Raw genomic sequence first — 18,331 nt, forward strand, 5'->3', positions numbered from 1 at the left:
GGGGGATTTTTTGTTGATATTTACAGCCTTCAAGAAAATCTAAGGCTGTAAATGCTAAACAGCAAGTCTCACTTTACTGGAGACTTGCTGTTTTTTAATGCCAAATTATATGATTAAGCCTTATGACAACGTTAGCTTAGCGAACTTCCGCTTGCCTACTTGTAAGATATCGCCCTCTTGAGGCGTCAAGTCCGCATTAGGGTCCTCCAGCTTCACTTCGTTCAGCTTAACCGAACCCTGCTGGATACTGCGCTTGGCCTCCCCATTGGAGCCTGCAAATCCTAGCAGAGTGAGCAGCTTGACAAGCTTGATCGTGCCATCCTCCAGCTCTGCGGCAGGAACGGCAAAGATCTCGATATCATCCGGCAGCGCACGCTGCTGGAATACAGTGACGAAATGCTGCTGTGCAGCATCCGCCGCAGGAACACCATGATACATGCGCACAAATGTGTGTGCCAGTTGCATTTTGGCATCTCTGGGATGCGTTACGCCCTCTTGCAGCGCTTCTTTCAGAACCACAAGCTCACGATTGCTGATATCAGTAGCCAGCTCGTAGTACTTAAGCATCAGTTCATCAGGTACCGACATCGCTTTGCCATAGATTTCGTTCGGCTCTTCATCGATACCAATATAGTTGCCAAGGCTCTTGCTCATCTTCTGTACGCCGTCAAGACCTTCAAGCAAAGGTGTCATGATCGTAGCTTGCGTGTCCACACCATATTCCTTCTGTAGTGTACGCCCCATCAGCAGATTAAACTTTTGGTCTGTTCCGCCAAGCTCCACATCACTCTTCAAGGCAACAGAATCCATCCCTTGCATCAATGGATAGAAAAACTCATGAATACTGATCGGCAGTCCGCCCTGAAAGCGCTTCGTGAAATCATCGCGTTCCATCATACGTGCCACTGTAACTTTAGCGGACAAGGTTACAACTTCAGCAAAGGTCATCGGGCTGAGCCATTCCGAGTTGTAAAACACCTTCGTTTTATTGGGGTCCAATATCTTATAGATCTGTTTCTTGTAGGTTTCAGCATTACGCTGTACATCTTCTTCCGTCAATTGCTTGCGCGTCTCCGACTTACCTGTAGGATCGCCGATACGTCCGGTGAAATCCCCAATAATAAGCTGCACTTGATGACCCAGCTCCTGAAACTGGCGTAATTTATGCATAACAACGGTATGACCGACATGGATGTCCGGCGCTGATGGATCAAGCCCCAGCTTCACATTAAGGGGTACACCCGTAACTACAGATTTGATGACTTTGCGTTTCAGTTCTTCTTCCGGCACAATCTCCACGACACCACGTGATATGACTTCCAGCTGATGCTCCACTTCCTGCTGTTGAACGTCCGATAATTCTTCCCATTTCATACTTTTGTTCCTCCTCTAAGTGTATATATGGATAACTGTGCCACCACGACAAAAAGAGTCTATTTCTCATCCCAAGGGACGAGAAATAGACTCGCGGTACCACCCTAATTAAAATCCCTGCTATGCATGTTAGCGCTGCAAAGGACTTTCACTTCATTACATATAACGGGATTGCACCCGGTCCCGGACTACTTAACAGGCAAAGTATGCTTGTTGTTCCTCCAGACAGCTCCAGACTGTAATTCAAAGGGGCTTGTTATCGGTTCGCACCACCCACCGACTCTCTGATAATACAAAGCTTACCTTCTACTGATGTCTTTCTGCGCTTTTTTGATATCCAATTGAATCTATTTATATCACAAGCACATTTCAAAAGTCAAATCCTTGCGAAAAACTTGTTCTCAAGTATAAGCGCATTCAAAATCGCCAAATTGTGCTATAATAATTCCGTTAAAAGGAGGATTATCGTCGATGGTTGAGGAGATCAAAAAGAAAACCGTAAAAAAGCATCCACCCCGTAGATCCTGGTTCCGCAGGTTCGGCTCTGTAGTCAAGTGGATGTTTATTCTTAGCATACTGGGCATTCTGTTTGCCAGTGGTGCTGTGGCAGGTTACGTCACTTCTATAGTGAAGGAAGACCCTGTCCGCTCCGAGCAATTCATTCAACAGCAAATTAGCCAGAACTCTATCACCGGATTCGCTTATTTCCGTGATGGAAGCCCTATCGGCCAGCTCCGTACTGAAGAAGACCGCAGGCTCATTGAATACAATAATATCCCCCAGCTTATCATTGATGCAGTTCTTGCAATAGAGGACAATAATTTCTATGAGCACAATGGCGTAGATTTCAAGGGTACTTTACGTGCCGTCAAGCAAAAGCTGCTGAACGAGTCTGTTCAGACCGGGGGCAGTACGCTTACCCAACAGCTCGCAAGACGTGTATTCCTTAGTCTGGACCGGACGGAAGACCGTAAGGTGAAGGAGATTTTATTATCACTGAGACTTGAACGCTTCTTATCCAAACAAGAAATTCTAACAGCCTATCTGAACAAAGTTCCCTTTGGGAACGGCTCTAACGGCTACAACTTATTTGGGATCAAAGCAGCATCCAAGGGAATATTCGGTCAGGATAATCTGGATAAACTGAATATAGCCCAAGCTGCATATTTAGCAGGTCTACCCCAGCTGCCATCCGCTTATTCCGCCTTCAACGGACTGGGCGAGTTCAATGAAACGGCATTCAACAGAGCCCTGGAGCGGCAGCAGCTTGTACTCCGTCGGATGCTGGAGGAGAATAAAATCACTACCTCCCAATATGACGACGCTCTCGCTTTCGATATCAAAGGCTCTCTAGCACCGTACACGAAGAAGGCTTATGCTACCTATCCTTACCTGATGCTCGAAACAGAACGCAAAGCAGCAGAGATTCTTCTGACCCTGAACAACGAGAAAGCTGTTGTGACAGGTGCCGCGAGTGCTGTTAGTACAGATAATACTGTTGCTACTACTGATAGTTCCGATGACAGTGCGGCTCGTCTAGAGGAAGCACGGCAGCAGTTAATGACCGGTGGTTACCGGGTCTACACCACTATTGACAAGAAAGTTTATAGTGCCATGCACAGCATCTCGGAAGACAGTAATAACTTTACAAAAGACAGCAAAGCCAGAGGCAAGGAACAGACAGCAGGCATTATGATCGACAACAAAACCGGGGCTATTCTTGGGATGATCGAGGGTCGCGACTTTAAAATTGAGCAGATGAACTACGCAACCCAAATGGTCCGTCAGCCCGGCTCAACCATGAAGCCAATCGCTGCCTATTTACCTGCCCTTGATGCTGGTTTAATTCAGCCTGCCGGGATTCTGGATGATGCACCCATTATTCTAAAGGATGGAACCAAAGGCTTCCACATCCCCAAAAATGCCAATAATCGCTATCAGGGTCTAGTCACTGCCCGTTATGCGCTTAACAAATCACTAAATTTGCCTGCACTTAAGCTGTTTAATGAGAAAGTTGGCATAGATAATTCATGGGCTTTTGCCAAGAAGCTGGGAATTACAACGATTACAGATGATGATTACAATGCCAAGACAGGAGTTATCGGTGGACTACGTTACGGCGTATCTGTCGAAGAATTAACTAATGCCTACTCTGCAATCGGCAATCAAGGCGCCTTTAATGATGCCTACATGATTGACAAGATCGTGGATTCTGAAGGGAAAATCGTGTACCAGCATAAGGTGAATCCTGAACAGGTATTCTCCAAACAGACAGCTTTTCTGATGACTGACATGCTGCGTACCGTAATTACGGAAGGCACCGCCAGTGTAGTCAAAAGCAAATACAAACATTTCAGCGATGTTCCCATCGTCGGCAAAACTGGCTCAACCCAGAACTATGGAGATGTCTGGTTTATGGGCTACACCCCAGACGTCACACTTGGTATGTGGGTGGGTTATAAAGAACAGATCAATACCCTTCAGGGTGATACTCAGAAACATCAGGCTCAGACTTTATGGGCTAAGGTTATGAATGCAGTTATTGATAAACAGCCGGCGATCTTTGTGACGAAGAAATTCACACAACCTGAAGGCATTGTCAAAAAGACAGTGTCCGCCTATAGCGGCAAGCTGCCCACCGAACTGACTGACAAATTTACCACAGACCTTTTTAATGTAAAATATGTACCTAAGGATAGTGATGACGGTATCTCCAAAGCTAAGTATATTACTTATAATGGCGTCAATTACATTCCGTTAGAGGGAACACCCGAAGATTTCCTGAAGGAACAAATTGTGGTCAAGCGCGAAAAGCCGATTCAGGATCTGGTCAAAGAGCTGATGGCTGCTTTCCCTGCCATGAAAGAGCATGAATCGATAGCGTATTATATGCCCGCTGATGCGAAGAGCGATTATCCTACAGAGGTTGATCCACGTGTGGATGATGGTACAGCCCCAACCGCGCCAGGCAACATCAACGTGTCCTATAGCACTGGCAAAGCTGTAATCAGCTTCACGCCAAGCGGTTCATCTGATGTCGTCGGTTACAGATTATACCGTTCCTTAAACGGTGGAGCTTTCCAGAAACAGGCTGTTCTAATGGCAGGTGAGACTTTGGTATTCAAACCTGGCACACCTTCCAGTGTCAATGCTACCTTTTATGTGAATGCCGTGGATGTGGCCGGTCATGAGACAGCATCGGGCAGTGTAGCTGGCGGGGCTACGCCGACACCGGAGGTTACACCAAGTCCAGAAGTGCTGCCTGAGATAACGCCGATACCTGAAACTGAGATCATTCCAGAAGGAGTTCCAGAAGATCCTGGAATGATCATAGTGTCGCCTGCAGAAACCACAGATTCAACAACAAACGGTGGAAATACACCAGCCAACACTAATTCTGCAGAGAATGCTGCAGGTAATACTGGAAAAGCCAAAAAGAGTAAGTAGTTTTTTGTAAATCTAAAATTGCCCGCATTATTACAAACTGCAAAAATGCCAAAAACCAGCAATGCTCCGATTATTAGAGACTTGCTGGTTTTTGGCTTTTAATCCATTACGTTTTGCTGATATTCTAAGCCTAATCCTCAATGGTCGATAAATCTCCAGCTGGGAGATGCAGCTCCCATGCTTTTAGTACCCGGCGCATAATTTTGCCTGAACGAGTCTTGGGCAGCTTATCCTTGAATTCAATCTCCCGAGGGGCTGCGTGCGCGGATAGTCCTGCTTTGACAAAAGCAGCGATTTCTTCTTTTAATGCAGCCGTTGGAAGATACCCCTCCCGCAAAGATATGAAGGCCTTGATGATCTCCCCCCGAATAGCATCGGGTTTACCGATTACCCCAGCCTCAGCAACAGCCGGATGCTCCACCAGCTTGCTCTCCACCTCAAAGGGACCGATACGTTCACCGGAGGAATTGATAACATCATCGATTCGTCCCTGGAACCAGAAATACCCCTCTTCATCCATATAGGCTGAATCCCCAGAAATATACCATCCGGAAATACGAAAGTATTCCTCATACTTTGCCGGGTTGTTCCAAATGGTACTCATCATGGAGGGCCATGGCGTTCGGATTGCCAGATTGCCCATCGAGTAAGGTGGCAGAACATTGCCGCGATCATCCAGAATAGCGGCTTGGATGCCAGGCAACGGACGACCCATAGAGCCTGGTTTGATATCCATCCCTGGATAATTGCAGATCAGCTGTGCACCCGTCTCCGTCATCCACCATGTATCGTGGATACGCTGGTGGTATACTTTTTCTCCCCAACGCACTACTTCAGGGTTAAGCGGCTCACCCACAGACAGCACGTGGCGCAGGCTGCTCAAGTCAGTTCCCTCCAGGCTGCTCTCCCCTGCTCCCATTAACATGCGGAATGCGGTCGGAGCGCTATACCATACAGTCACTGCATTACGCTTAATCGTCTTATACCAGTCCTGAGGGCTAAAGCGACCGCCTCTAACTACATTGGTCACTCCATTCAGCCAGGGGGCAAAGATCCCGTAGGAGGTTCCTGTAACCCATCCAGGGTCTGCTGTACACCAGTAAATATCATCTGGCTGCAGATCCAGTACTATTTTACCGGTATAATAATGTTGAATCATGGCTCTTTGCACATGGTAGACACCTTTGGGTTTTCCTGTCGAACCGCTTGTATAATGCATAATTAGACCATCGTCCAAACCCAGCCATTCCAAATCCAACTCTGTTGAGGCTGCGGCCATTTCTTCTTCATATCCAAAGGTTCCCTGTGTCGGCTCCGAAACACCACCCACCAGAAAAATGTGGCGCAGATTGGGCAATTCGTCACGCTTTACCCGATGCAGCAACTCAGGTGTCGTCACCAGCGCTACTGCCCCACTATCCTCCAACCGATCCTTGACTGCCGACTCCATGAATGCCTCAAACAAAGGTCCTGCTACAGCACCGACTTTCAGAATACCTAGTAGACTGAAATAGAGCTCAGGCTGGCGCGGCATAAATATAAATACCCGATCTCCCTTGCCGATGCCATATTTACGCAATACATTTCCGAACTGATTCGATCTCTCCCGCAGATCGGCAAATGTAAAGGATTCTTCCCGTACAGCATCACTGTAAAGCAGGGCAGTTCTCTCCCCCCGTCCTTCATGGACATGACGATCGACTGCCTCGTAGGCCATATTCACCTTGCCGGTTTCATACCAAGAGAAACTTCGCTCTACATCCTCCCATTCAAAATGGGTTACAGCCTGCGCGTAATCAGGCATATTTGAGCTCACGCCACGGCTCGGCAAAATTTCGCTATGGACTTGCCCCATCACTCTTGCCTCCCTTACTTTTATGATTTAAGCTCTAAGGGTGAGACTCTTCTCTTAATTAATGATGTCAATACGCTTAATGTGAATTTTTTATGTCCAAATCAGTATATCACAGGAAGCGTTTACATTCCATAATTTATGCAGACTGAAGGGAGCTTGGCCATGGATCATTATAAAATCCCCATATCTCATACCCTCGGATATGCCGATCGAACAATTACGGTGAGCGGTCCGCGTTCTCCTGAGACTCTGGAGGGCCTTAGCATGCATAAAGACCTTGATGCCTTTCGTAGTCCCCATGAACAGTTGGAAGCCCTTATAGAGATCGCTAGGCTGCCTGAAGGGCGTGTAATCGCGGCAACTGAGAACCAAACCATTGTAGGCTATGTCACTTTTCATTATCCGGATGAGCTTGAACTATGGTCGCAAGGGGGGATGGAGGATCTTATTGAGCTGGGCGCAATAGAAGTAGCTGATGACTATAGGGGGATGGGACTAGGAAGGCTGCTCATTTCCACCTCTTTTGAGCAGAAACAGCTGGAGAATTGCATTGTGTTCACTACAGAATATTATTGGCATTGGGATCTGCGCGGAAGTGGGCTCGATGTCTGGGCTTATCGCCAAATGATGGAGAAGTTAATGAAGACGGTGGATATGGTCTGGTACGCTACTGACGATCCGGAAATCTGTTCACACCCTGCCAACTGCCTGATGGTTCGTATTGGCCAAGAGGTACCCTTATCTTCACAAGAGACCTTCGACAGAGTGCGCTTCAGACAACGCTTTATGTATTGAACGTTCACAAAGGATTGATTACAACGCCTTCAGCATGTATTCCAAAATCGCATGAGAGCGCTCTGATGCTTCTACTGTAAATTCTCGGAAATTCACATGTGCAGAGCCATCTGCCTTGTCTGACATGGAACGAATCACCACAAAAGGAGTGTCATACATATAACATACCTGCGCAACTGCCGCCCCTTCCATCTCGGCACAGGCTCCATCCAACTGTTCTTTTAGTTCGGCAACAACATCAGCATTAGCGATAAACTGATCCCCGGAGAGCACCTTGCCGATCAAATACTTCTGTTTAAGTTCTACGCAAGCCTGCTCAGCGAGCAGCACTAAAGCCGGATTTGCACAAAATGAGGATACCTCCTGATAAGGAATGATGCCTCTTGGATATCCAAGTGCTGTGACGTCCATATCATGCTGCATACAGCTGGACGATATGACAATATCCCCGATGTTTAATTCAGGGTGCACCGCTCCTGCAACACCCGTGAATAGTACCTGGGAAGCCCCGAACGTGTCGAGCAGAATTTGTGTGGTTACCGCCGCATTCACTTTACCCACCCCGCATTTGCAGAGCACAACAGACTTGCCGAATAGGGTTCCGGTATAATAATTGATTCCTGCTTTGACCACTGTCTCCCTATCCTCCATCCCCTCCAGCAGCAGCCTGATTTCTTCATCCATCGCACCTATCAAACCAATAATTTCAGGCATATATACAACGCTCCCCATTTATTTACTATATAAAAAGCATAAAAAGCTCCATAAGGAGCTTTCTGCCGAACATTTATTAAATGCTCACTTACTTATTCAAATGATTTACGGACAAACGCAGAATCGTCTCATGCGGCAAAATAACACGCGGATTCTCAACGGTTTCTTTCTTCATCAGCTTCGTCAAAAGTCTCATGGCTACCGCACCCAAATCATACATAGGCTGTGCTACAGTAGTAAGCAACGGACGAACCATGGAAGCCATACGAATGTTATCCACACTAATAATTGAGAAATCATCCGGAACCTTCAGACCTTCATCCTGAATACTATGGATAGCGCCAATCGCCATCTCATCTGTTGCGGCAAAAATGGCTGTCGGCTTATGCTTCAGACCGAGGAAATACTTCATAGCTTCAACACCGGATTCGTAACGATAGTTACCAATCCGTACCAGATCCTCTTGATACTCAATTCCAGCCGCTTCAAGCGCTTTCTTGTATCCATGGAACCGTGCATAGCCATTCGCAGGATCCTGCAACGTACCGCTAATCATCGCGATCTCACGGTGGCCGTGACGAATCAATGTATTCACAGCATCAAAAGCAGCCGTTTCGTGATCGATATCAACAGAAGGATAATTCCCCTGTTCATCACTTGTAGCACATAATACAATTGGCACTGAAGAAGTCTGAAAAGCCTGAATATGCTCTTGCGTTACTGTTCCGCCCATGAAGAGCAGCCCGTCCACCTGTTTCTCCAAAAGAGTATTAATAACACGAATTTCCTTCTCTTTACGCTTATCGGCATTACACAAAATAATGTTGTAGTGGTACATATTGGCGATATCTTCAATCCCACGCGCAATTTCCGCAAAAATCGAGTTTGAAATATCTGGAATGACAACCCCAACGGTTGTCGTTTTCTTACTGGCGAGTCCTCTCGCCACGGCATTTGGACGATAGCCCAAACGTTCAATCGCTTCAAAAACTTTCTTCCGAGTCTGCGGTTTCACGTTCGGGTTATTATTCACAACCCGTGATACCGTAGCCATAGATACGCCTGCTTCTCGAGCTACATCGTAAATGGTTACCGTCAAATTACTCTCTCCATTGCGATAAATTTTATCGTTCGTCTAATTAAAATTATGATACGACACTTTGTACAATTGTGCAATGATAACGCTTCATTTTCCTTTCAAAATTTCTTTCAAGGTTGAAGTCGTACTCCGAAATCGAGGTTTTGCCCATTTCTAGTTTCCAATTCTAGCAATGGTTTCCATCCTCTTTGCAACAATACTGTATCTTCTTTCTATCGTAACAAAAAGTGAGTGAAAAATCCAACATTCGTGAAAGATTTTCATTGTTTTTGCAGAAAAATCTTTCATTTGGCACTTTCTGCGGATTGATAGGTCAACTGAGACAGTCTATTCCCTGTGTCTTCCATCCATTTCCGATCTGCACAATCACCTGCGAACCTATACACATCAAGTAATAAATCAATACGGCCCTGTATGGACTTCCGAATGGCTTCGTCGAGTTCTGGAATACCACCTGTAATAAAGCCGGAGAAAGTTTCCTTCAGAACACTGGCCCATTCATTTCTTTCTGCAAAAGAAACAGACCTTCTTGTCCAAGACTCCTCTAGTTCTCCAATTAACTTCCCCAGATCTCGTTTGATGCAAGGCAGTGGTTCATAACGAGCACACTCCTGGCAAGTGTATACCGGAACATGATTAATTCTCACTCTTGTGCTATAGATCAGCGTATGTATATGTATGGTCATGACACCACCGCAATCACATGACTTCTTCATTAAATTTTCTCTATTCATTTCTCACACCTCAAGCATGATATTTATTAGTATTCGTTAGCTAGCCTTTTCAAGGGCTATATTCGACCTCTCCTCTTTAAAACCCTTCCCATTTGCATAAAATGATTTATTTACCAAAAATTCAAAGCATTATTTTCCCAAGGATGACTTCATATTTTAAATTTGATACAATGAAAAAATGTTGTTAATCGAAGGGAGTTGCACAGGATGAGACTAGCCGGCAAAAAGGTCATCGCACTCGTAGACGATGAATTTGAGGATTTGGAGCTCTGGTACCCCGTGTACCGGGTTAGAGAAGAAGGTGCCGAGGTTCATCTGGCAGGACTCGAAAAAGATAAAACTTATGTAGGTAAATACGGTGTACCCGCCAAGGCAGAGTATTCGTGGGATGAGCTTAATGCCGCAGATTATGATGGCATCTTAGTTCCTGGTGGATGGGCGCCTGATAAAATTCGCCGCTATAGCGCAGTACTGAAGCTGGTGCAGGATTTCAATACGGCCAAGAAACCTATCGGCCAAATCTGCCACGCAGGATGGGTGCTGATTTCCGCCAAAATATTGGAGGGTGTTACTGTTACCTCCACTCCTGGTATCCGTGATGATATGGAAAATGCCGGAGCGATCTGGAAAGACGAAGCCGTCGTCACAGATGGACACATTATCTCTGCCCGCCGCCCACCGGATCTCCCGCCTTATGGCAAAGCCTTCTGCGATGCTCTTGCGGGGGAATAAGTACCGATACAATATTTATTAATGTGGAAAAGAGCCTCTCTTGAGATCACGGTATTCGCGTGAGACAAGAGAGGCTTTTTTTGATATTTAATAATAATCCTGCCTGTTACCTGATCTGAAGAGAGCCTGCTTCCAGAACATCCTTTGGATGGCCTTCTAGTTTAAATGTTAGCGGCTGCGGCAAAGACTCCGTAGGATATTTAAAATAATAATCTATGGAAGTCCCATTTGCCTGTTCACGCGTGGCAGCAAGGTATGATGTTGTTCCTTTACTACTGTCCATGAAGTGTCCACTCCCCTCCCCATCTGTAAAATTGTTATAAATAACTACTGCGTTGTGAGCAGATTCGCCTGTGTCCTCGCGAGGTTGGAAATAAGTAAGAATCAGTTCTCCAGGAACAGCAACTGACATCTGAGGGGAAATACTCAGCCTTTCATCGGGTGCTTTAATCAGCTCCAACTTCTCAGTATCAATAACAAATTCCTGCTTTGATTTGTCCAGGGCAGCGATTCCATCAATTATAAGTCGGATGGGAGCATCCGGTTGTCTGTTATCATTGTGATACACATTTGTTATCGCTCCATTCATCGAAGGTCCGGCAAAGCTGTAGACCTCTGATTGATCTTTTCCTTTGCCCAGTAACAATCTTGGTTTTATCACATCAAATATTTTCATGGTATTTCTGCCGTCATAGTCTCCCTCCACATAAATCCCTGTCGGCCCTATATATGCTTTGTTTATGTTGATCTTTTGACCTGCAATGGACATACTCTTCTGTAGTTCAACGATCTGCCCTTCGAAATAACTATCAACTTGATCCAGTTTAATAACCGTGTTCAGTTCAATTGTATTATTTACGCTTGTGGCTGTGGCTGTGGCTGTGCCAGAGTCAGGGACGAGGGTTAACGTCATTGCCAGCTCCTTCGGCAGTTTTTCAAGATAGTCGTTCCAAGTGATTTGTGCATACCTAAGTGTCACTCCAGGTGAGCCATCCTCCTCAGAATAGCTTCCTGAAGCACCGTATCCTCCGTTCTTATTAATTTCAGGAGTATCTGTGAAATGGAGCGCCTGAATATGCTTCTTTTGCTGAGTATTGTTCTGTACGGTGTATAGCACAAACATTCCTCGGCGATCTGTGAGCACACCGTTAATTGTCCACTGAAACCCCTTAACTTCCGGCGATGAACTTTTCACTTGCGTTACTAGTCCCATATCAAGCGCCGATTTCAGGGTCATATTATTTTCGACAATTGGACGAAATAGCTCCAATTCTCCCCAGCTCTTCGGAGGGAGCTGCGCTCTTTCGGGTTTCGCATTTTGGTAAGCCCAAGGAACAATAATGAATAAAGCTACTGCTAAAGCTGCTAACAGCATTACAACAGATCCCCTGTGTTGGGAAATCCGCCTGCGTTGACCTTGCTCAATGCCGCGGCGGATGGCTGTATCCAGCTGTACATCCAGTACTTTTTCAGCTTCAACTGAAATATACTGGAGATGTTCCTTAAGCGGATTCACATCTGGTTCAACCATGATACAGATCCCCCTTCCCTTTCATCTTGTTCCTCAGCTGCTTCAAACCTTTGTTCAGCCAGGTCTTGATTGTACCCTCTGGTTTAGTAAGTACCTCGGCAATTTCAACCACAGTCATATCCCTGTAATACTTCAATACAAGTACCTGGCGATACTTCGGTTTAACTCCTTCTAATGCCTTTTCCATATCCAGTCTGAGGTCACTTCTCATCTCCATCATTTCGTTGTCATACCGAGCAGGCTCTGTGGCTCCGTTCCGCTTTCTGCGTTTCAATTCATCATTGCAGCAATTGATCACAATTCGAATGATCCAAGGAGTAAACCGCTCGGGGTCTTTCAGGCTTTTGCGTTTAATCCATGCTCTGCAGGTAGCCTCCTGCAGAACTTCCAGTGCATCAGATTCACTCCGAAGATAGCTGTAGGCGATCCCATACAGTTTCCTTTTTTGTAACGATACCCGTTCGAAGAAGAGCTCCTCTTCGCTGGCAAGCAGCGCCTCGCCCCTTATAATATTGTCCATTACCTATTGGCCCTCCCTGCTTCCTTCCAGAAACAAACCAGCTTTTCTTATTCTCTATTTATTGACTGTGCTGACAGGCAAACGGTTTTGTTTTTTTGTAATGATTTGTAATACTAGTGAGAAATGCAAAAGGCCCGGCAAGTGTGCCGAGCCTTCTTATGTGAATGTTGTAAGAACTCTTTGCGGTTTAGAAGTTTAAGAAGTTTTTTCCTTGGACTCCCCGCTGGCACCCAGCGTAGCCCCACTTCTCTGAGAAAAGGCACCCAGCTGCTCTTCCGTCTCAGAGCTTGTACGATTGCGGAAGCAAGCTACTGCAACTCTTCTGGCATCGGAAGCTACAGTGTTCAGCGCGCGATGTTTCACTCTCAGCAGCGCCTGTGGCGACATACTTAGCTCACTAATTCCAAGCTCTAGCCAGAGTGGCAAAGAACGCTCATCGGCAGCCATTTCACCGCAGACACTAACATCGATTCCTGCATTCCGCGCTGCTTCAACGGTCATACGGATCATTCGTAAAACTGCCGGATGATAGGGATGGTACATATGAGCGATTTGTTCATTCATCCGGTCTACAGCCAGTACATATTGCACCAAATCATTTGTACCAATACTGAAAAAATCCACTTCTTCAGCCAGAAGATCAGCAATCATAACCGCTGCTGGAACTTCGATCATGATCCCCACAGGCATATCCCGATTAAAGGGAATACCTCGCTGTTCCAGCTCTTCCTTGACCTCATCCAGCATTGCTTTAGCTGCCTGAACTTCATCTACAGAAGAAATCATCGGGAACATCATCTTCACATTACCGTATGCACTGGCCCGCACGATCGCGGTCAGTTGGGTCTTGAACATATCCTTACGATCCAAGCTGATCCGGATAGCACGATAGCCCAGGAACGGGTTCTGCTCCTCCGGTAGCTGGAAATAATCCAGATGCTTGTCTCCCCCAATGTCGAGCGTCCGGATAACTACGGTGCTGCTGCCAACCTTCTCAGCGACGAGCTTGTACACCTCAAACTGCTCTTCTTCCGTAGGAAAAGTATTGCGATCCATATATAGAAACTCCGTACGAAACAGTCCAACACCTTCCGCTCCATACTTCTGTGCCAAGTTCAGTTCCTTGACCGAGCTGATATTGCCTACCAGTCTCAAGGCAACCCCGTCTTTGGTGATGGCCTCCACTGTAGCGAGTTGTTCCAGCTGTTCTCTCTTTTTATGCTGCTTATCACGCATGGATGCAAATTTCATGACTGTTGTCTCATCAGGATGCAGTTGCACTGCCCCAGTCTCGCCGTCCAGGACGAGCATGTCCCCGGTCTGAATCGGATTCTCCAGCTTATTCTCAAGGCCTGCTACAAGTGGAATGCCTAGGGCTCGAGCCATTATAGACGAATGAGAGGTTTTCCCACCCATCATAGTCACGATTCCAAGAACATAAGCTGGGTTCAAATGAGCTAACTGGGAAGGAGAAAGCTCCTTCGCTACCAGAATATACGGCTGTGTATCGGATGGTAAAATAACCTCCGGTGCACCTAGCAGATGCTTTAGCAGACGGTTGCCGACATCCTTGATATCCACCGCCCGCTCCTTCATATATTCATCGTCCAGCAGATCGAACATCGCCACAAAGTGATCTATTGCTTCCTTGACAGCCACTTCCGCAGCCTTGTACTGGCGCTCAATAATACCCCGAATTTCACTCATAAACACCGGATCATCCAGAATAGCCAGATGAGCGTCAAAGATGCTTGATTCCTCCGGACCCACGATCTCCCTGAATTCCCGCTTGATAAATTCAATTTCGTCTTTGGAGGTGCGGATACCTTCGTACAAACGCTCAAACTCCTTAGCCAGATCAACAGCATTCACTTGTGTATCCGGCAGACTCCATTCCCAATTCGGCAAGACAAAGGCCTTTCCGATGGCAACACCTGCTGAGGCGCCTATGCCTTGAATCATGCTTCAATCCCTCCAACGTTACTTTCATGTAATACAACAGACATTACAGATGACTGCCCCTTTTTAACAGTTTTAAATGGAGCATAGCTCCAGGATTTTACTCGGTCAGGATTCGTAATCACCATCGGTGTCGCCAGTGAGGCAGCATGTTCACGCAAGAAATCCAAGTCAAATCTAACGAGCAGCTGTCCGGGCTCCACACTATCCCCTTCCTTCACAACCGCCTCAAACGGCCCCTTAAGCTGCGAAGTATCGATACCTATATGTAAAAGCACTTCCAGCCCTTCAGGCGTTGAGATGCCCACGGCGTGCATTGTAGGGTACACATGCATGACCTTACCGAATACCGGGGAGACAAGTTCTCCTTTTTCCGGTAGAAAGGCAACACCATCACCCACTAGCTTCGCAGCAAAAATATGATCCGGCACTTCCTCAATCCGCAGCATTCTGCCTTGCACGGGAGAGCTGAACAGTACCTGCGGCAAGTCCCGCAGCAAGAGCTTATTAATCTCCTCACGGATCAGCTCCGAATACGTTCCAAATACCACCTGTACATTACCTCCGCCAAGCTTAATAATCCCCGCAGAGCCCAGTCCCTTAAGCGCAGCTGTATCGATTAAACGGTCATTATGCACGGTAAGCCTCAGACGGGTAATACAAGCCTGAACCTGAACAATATTTTCCTTCCCGCCAAGCGCCTCCAACACAAGTGGTGCCTGATAAGGAATATTACCCGCCCAATCTCCAAGCTCAGATCCTTCTTCACGTCCTGGTGTCGGTATCTGAAAGCGGCGGATTGCCCAGCGAAACAGATTATAATAAATAATGCCGTAGCCAATGCCAATCGGAATCAGCAGCCAAGCCCGCTGTGACAAGTGCAGATTAAGAAAAAAATCAATCGCTCCAGCCGAATAGGAGAACCCATGATGAATTCCCAACGAGTAAGTCAGAACCATGGCAAGACCGGACATTACAGTATGCAGAATGAATAAAGGCGGTGAAGCGAACAAGAAAGCAAACTCAATCTGTTCAGAGACACCAGTCAGGAAGCAGACTAATGCGGCACGCAAAAAAGTCTTTTTAATCTTTGGCTTCAAATCCTCGCGTGCTTCCTGAATAATCGCAAAAGCAATTGCAGGCAGAGCAAACATCATAATTGGAAACAGCCCCGCCATAAAAATGCCCGCTGTAGGGTCTCCGGCAAAAAAACGCGGCAAATCCCCCTGAACAACAGCACTTCCATCAGGAGTAGTAAAGGTACCCATTTGAAACCAAAATACATTATTGAGAATGTGATGCAGACCAAAAGCGGTCAACACTCTGTACAATACCCCATATACAAAAACACCAAACCCACCTGTCAATAAAATGTCCTGAAACAGGACATCCAAAACGTTCTGCAGCAGCGGTGCCACACCCAGCATTATCCAGGCAAACAGCGCCGAAAACAAGCCCATAAATAGCAAAACAAAACGAGACCCTCCAAAAAACTGGATCGCCTCCGGAAGCTTGATATGTTTAAATCGGTTATGAGCAACACCAGCGACTATTCCGAGCATAATACCTATTAAAGTCGCAGGCTGGATATGTCCGTCTCCCATATTGGTAACGATCCGATCGTAAGTGAACATCCCTGCCAATGCTGCAAGTCCAGCCGGTCCGGCCTGATTGGACAATCCCCATGCTACCCCGACCGCGAACAAATAAGGCATAAAGTAAAAAATACCCTGCCCCGCGTAAGTTGCCACTTCGGATACCGAAGAAAGTCCCCATGCAGACCACGGTAAGCTGCCCAGACTTAGCAGAATGGCTGCCGCTGGCAATACCATGGTAGGAAGCATAATGGCTCTGCCCAACTGCTGCAATGATCCGAGCCAATTCAAGGTGACCCTCTCCTTTCATACTATATTGAATGGTAAGCGCTGCGGGAGTTTTTGTCAAAAGAATATGACAAGAATAAATAGTTCATTTTCAAAAACCATTCTCTTCTTGAGCTATGACAATTATACTGTCTTCTCCTACTTATTTTCCTTGATACCTTAAAGTTAAGTGTATTATGTACAGTTAAAAGTCTTCTGTATAGCAATAAAAGTAAAATAGTTGCACTCCATACAGTTAAAAATCAAGAATTTACCTCTTGAGCTATCTTGGGCATATTTTAAATGTATCAAATACAATTAAAATAAATTAGTCATCCTTTTTCTGAAATTTAGTTGTATGAAGTGCATTTAACTTATTTTTCATTCCCAACTCTCACGACAGCATCATCACCATGTTTGACCTGGCTGCATCACCATCACCTCGTAAAATCTCACCCTCTCTCCTATATTTACCGGTTTCAGAAGTCCCTTCTTGCAAAGGGAATGCAGCAATTTGCGGGCTGTCCGGAAGTTAATACTAAAATGATCTGCTACATCCTTAGGTCGAATCGCCCTTCCTAGACGCCAAGCCAAACGCAGAACTTCTTTTTCACCTGACAATGATAATAGATCGACACCCGTTGACTTGCGCGCTAAATAAGGAGCTAATACCAGCTGCAACAGCATCCGGCATACCTCGGGGCGTTGCTGAATATCGTCAAAAGAAAAATGCAGCATTCGCCAACCCATGCCTGTAAGAAAGGTATCCCGATTCAGCGCATAGCTAAATTTCTCACGGTCCATATCTTTCACATGGCTCTGATAACCATCGCATTCAATCCCAAAGCGCCCCCCATTCTGCGGTAGGTAGGCAAAATCCAAAAATTGCGATTTACGATTCCAGTCGTATATTTCATATTCCGGATGCAGATGCTCTAGCGACTCAAATAACGGCCACCAAACTTTCTGCAAGAAGAGCTTCTCAGCGAAATTATGGCCTCTCAGTAATCTTCCCTTTCGCTCGCCCGTTCTTGTCTGCGAATGCTGCTCGATACATAGGTTGTGTGCTTCATCGAATTCCAAAGCCTATTCCCTCCCTTAAAATAAAAAAAACGCCCTCAACCGCAATGTAGGCATGCGATCAAGGACGTTCTTCGTCTGGCAAAAGTATATCATTCGCCATGGATCATTTCTACAACTACTTATGGAGATTTCATGCAGATCCATCTCCATCATAGTTTACACCTCTCACGCCCGGCTTCGCCCGTGCATGGTGATGGCTTCTTCGACCTTGATGCAGCGGTCCATAATCGCAATCATGCCGTGTTCAGCAGCAATATCAGCGGCTTCCTGGCTGATAACCCCCTGCTGCAGCCACAATACACGTGCACCGATATCAGCCGCTTCCTGAGCAACCTCTGCACAGAATTCACTGCGGCGGAACACGTTGACGATATCAACCGGTTCTGGTATTTCTGCTAATGTGTGATAGCATTTCTCACCCAGAATATCCCCATCTACCGTTGGATTAACCGGTATGATGCGGTAGCCGCGGCTTTGCATAGCACCTGCGACCATATAAGAGGTGCGGTCCGTTTTATCGGACAAACCTACAACTGCGATGTTACCGGCTGAGGCGAGAATATCGCCGATCTGCTCCCGAGTAGGGTTCTCAAAGCTCATATTAACAACACCTTCCCTTAAATTGT

The 18,331-nt window shown here is 46.3% G+C and carries 14 protein-coding genes and 1 other annotated feature; of the genes, 3 read left to right on the forward strand and 11 right to left on the reverse strand.

The window, feature by feature from the left end:
- Positions 1–120: 120 nt before the first annotated feature.
- The gene (gene tyrS, locus GJB61_RS05830) at positions 121–1,374 is read right to left on the reverse strand and encodes a tyrosine--tRNA ligase (protein WP_154117530.1); all 1,254 of its coding nucleotides are present in this window, start codon (positions 1,372–1,374) and stop codon (positions 121–123) included.
- A 71-nt stretch (positions 1,375–1,445) separates the two neighbouring features.
- Positions 1,446–1,706 (reverse strand) — a binding site (T-box leader).
- A gap of 139 nt (positions 1,707–1,845) precedes the next feature.
- Here tyrS and GJB61_RS05835 point away from each other — a divergent pair.
- The gene (locus tag GJB61_RS05835; protein ID WP_154117531.1) at positions 1,846–4,821 is read left to right on the forward strand and encodes a transglycosylase domain-containing protein; all 2,976 of its coding nucleotides are present in this window, start codon (positions 1,846–1,848) and stop codon (positions 4,819–4,821) included.
- 130 nt (positions 4,822–4,951) lie between these two features.
- On the opposite strand, the gene acsA is transcribed toward GJB61_RS05835, so the two are convergent.
- Positions 4,952–6,676 carry an acetate--CoA ligase gene (gene acsA, locus GJB61_RS05840; protein WP_154117532.1) on the reverse strand — a complete coding sequence of 575 codons (1,725 nt, stop codon included), beginning with the start codon at positions 6,674–6,676 and terminating at the stop codon, positions 4,952–4,954.
- Between the two features lie 162 nt (positions 6,677–6,838).
- On the opposite strand from acsA, the gene GJB61_RS05845 reads away from it, so the two are divergent.
- Positions 6,839–7,471 carry a GNAT family N-acetyltransferase gene (locus GJB61_RS05845; protein WP_154117533.1) on the forward strand — a complete coding sequence of 211 codons (633 nt, stop codon included), beginning with the start codon at positions 6,839–6,841 and terminating at the stop codon, positions 7,469–7,471.
- Positions 7,472–7,489: 18 nt separating this feature from the next.
- On the opposite strand, the gene GJB61_RS05850 is transcribed toward GJB61_RS05845, so the two are convergent.
- The 3 genes from GJB61_RS05850 to GJB61_RS05860 all read right to left on the reverse strand — a co-directional run bounded on the left by GJB61_RS05850 (position 7,490) and on the right by GJB61_RS05860 (position 10,000).
- On the reverse strand, positions 7,490–8,185 hold the full coding sequence (locus GJB61_RS05850; RefSeq protein WP_154117534.1) for a 5'-methylthioadenosine/adenosylhomocysteine nucleosidase: 696 nt from the start codon (positions 8,183–8,185) through the stop codon (positions 7,490–7,492).
- An 88-nt stretch (positions 8,186–8,273) separates the two neighbouring features.
- The gene (gene ccpA / locus GJB61_RS05855) at positions 8,274–9,284 is read right to left on the reverse strand and encodes a catabolite control protein A (RefSeq protein WP_154117535.1); all 1,011 of its coding nucleotides are present in this window, start codon (positions 9,282–9,284) and stop codon (positions 8,274–8,276) included.
- Between the two features lie 284 nt (positions 9,285–9,568).
- On the reverse strand, positions 9,569–10,000 hold the full coding sequence (locus GJB61_RS05860) for a hypothetical protein (RefSeq protein ID WP_229521497.1): 432 nt from the start codon (positions 9,998–10,000) through the stop codon (positions 9,569–9,571).
- A 225-nt stretch (positions 10,001–10,225) separates the two neighbouring features.
- On the opposite strand from GJB61_RS05860, the gene GJB61_RS05865 reads away from it, so the two are divergent.
- Complete coding sequence (locus GJB61_RS05865; RefSeq protein WP_154117537.1) at positions 10,226–10,750, forward strand: type 1 glutamine amidotransferase domain-containing protein; 525 nt, start codon at positions 10,226–10,228, stop codon at positions 10,748–10,750.
- Positions 10,751–10,856: 106 nt separating this feature from the next.
- On the opposite strand, the gene GJB61_RS05870 is transcribed toward GJB61_RS05865, so the two are convergent.
- The 6 genes from GJB61_RS05870 to GJB61_RS05895 form a co-directional block, all read right to left on the reverse strand.
- Positions 10,857–12,281: a hypothetical protein gene (locus GJB61_RS05870; protein WP_154117538.1), complete on the reverse strand. Its 1,425-nt coding sequence runs from the start codon at positions 12,279–12,281 to the stop codon at positions 10,857–10,859.
- Entirely contained in the window at positions 12,274–12,801 is a 528-nt protein-coding gene (locus tag GJB61_RS05875) for a sigma-70 family RNA polymerase sigma factor (protein ID WP_154117539.1), read from the reverse strand. Before GJB61_RS05875 ends, GJB61_RS05870 begins: the two co-directional genes overlap by 8 nt.
- Before the next feature lie 195 nt (positions 12,802–12,996).
- Positions 12,997–14,763: a phosphoenolpyruvate--protein phosphotransferase gene (gene ptsP, locus GJB61_RS05880; protein ID WP_154117540.1), complete on the reverse strand. Its 1,767-nt coding sequence runs from the start codon at positions 14,761–14,763 to the stop codon at positions 12,997–12,999.
- Complete coding sequence (locus tag GJB61_RS05885) at positions 14,760–16,646, reverse strand: glucose PTS transporter subunit IIA (RefSeq protein WP_154117541.1); 1,887 nt, start codon at positions 16,644–16,646, stop codon at positions 14,760–14,762. Before GJB61_RS05885 ends, ptsP begins: the two co-directional genes overlap by 4 nt.
- Positions 16,647–17,030: 384 nt before the next feature.
- Positions 17,031–17,705 (reverse strand): hypothetical protein, encoded by a 675-nt coding sequence (locus GJB61_RS05890; protein ID WP_154117542.1) that lies wholly within the window; start codon positions 17,703–17,705, stop codon positions 17,031–17,033.
- Positions 17,706–17,870: 165 nt separating this feature from the next.
- Positions 17,871–18,305 carry a CoA-binding protein gene (locus tag GJB61_RS05895; RefSeq protein WP_154117543.1) on the reverse strand — a complete coding sequence of 145 codons (435 nt, stop codon included), beginning with the start codon at positions 18,303–18,305 and terminating at the stop codon, positions 17,871–17,873.
- Positions 18,306–18,331 lie beyond the last annotated feature (26 nt).

The organism is Paenibacillus monticola, from assembly GCF_009664975.1.
In the GTDB taxonomy this organism is placed as follows: domain Bacteria; phylum Bacillota; class Bacilli; order Paenibacillales; family Paenibacillaceae; genus Paenibacillus_AQ; species Paenibacillus_AQ monticola.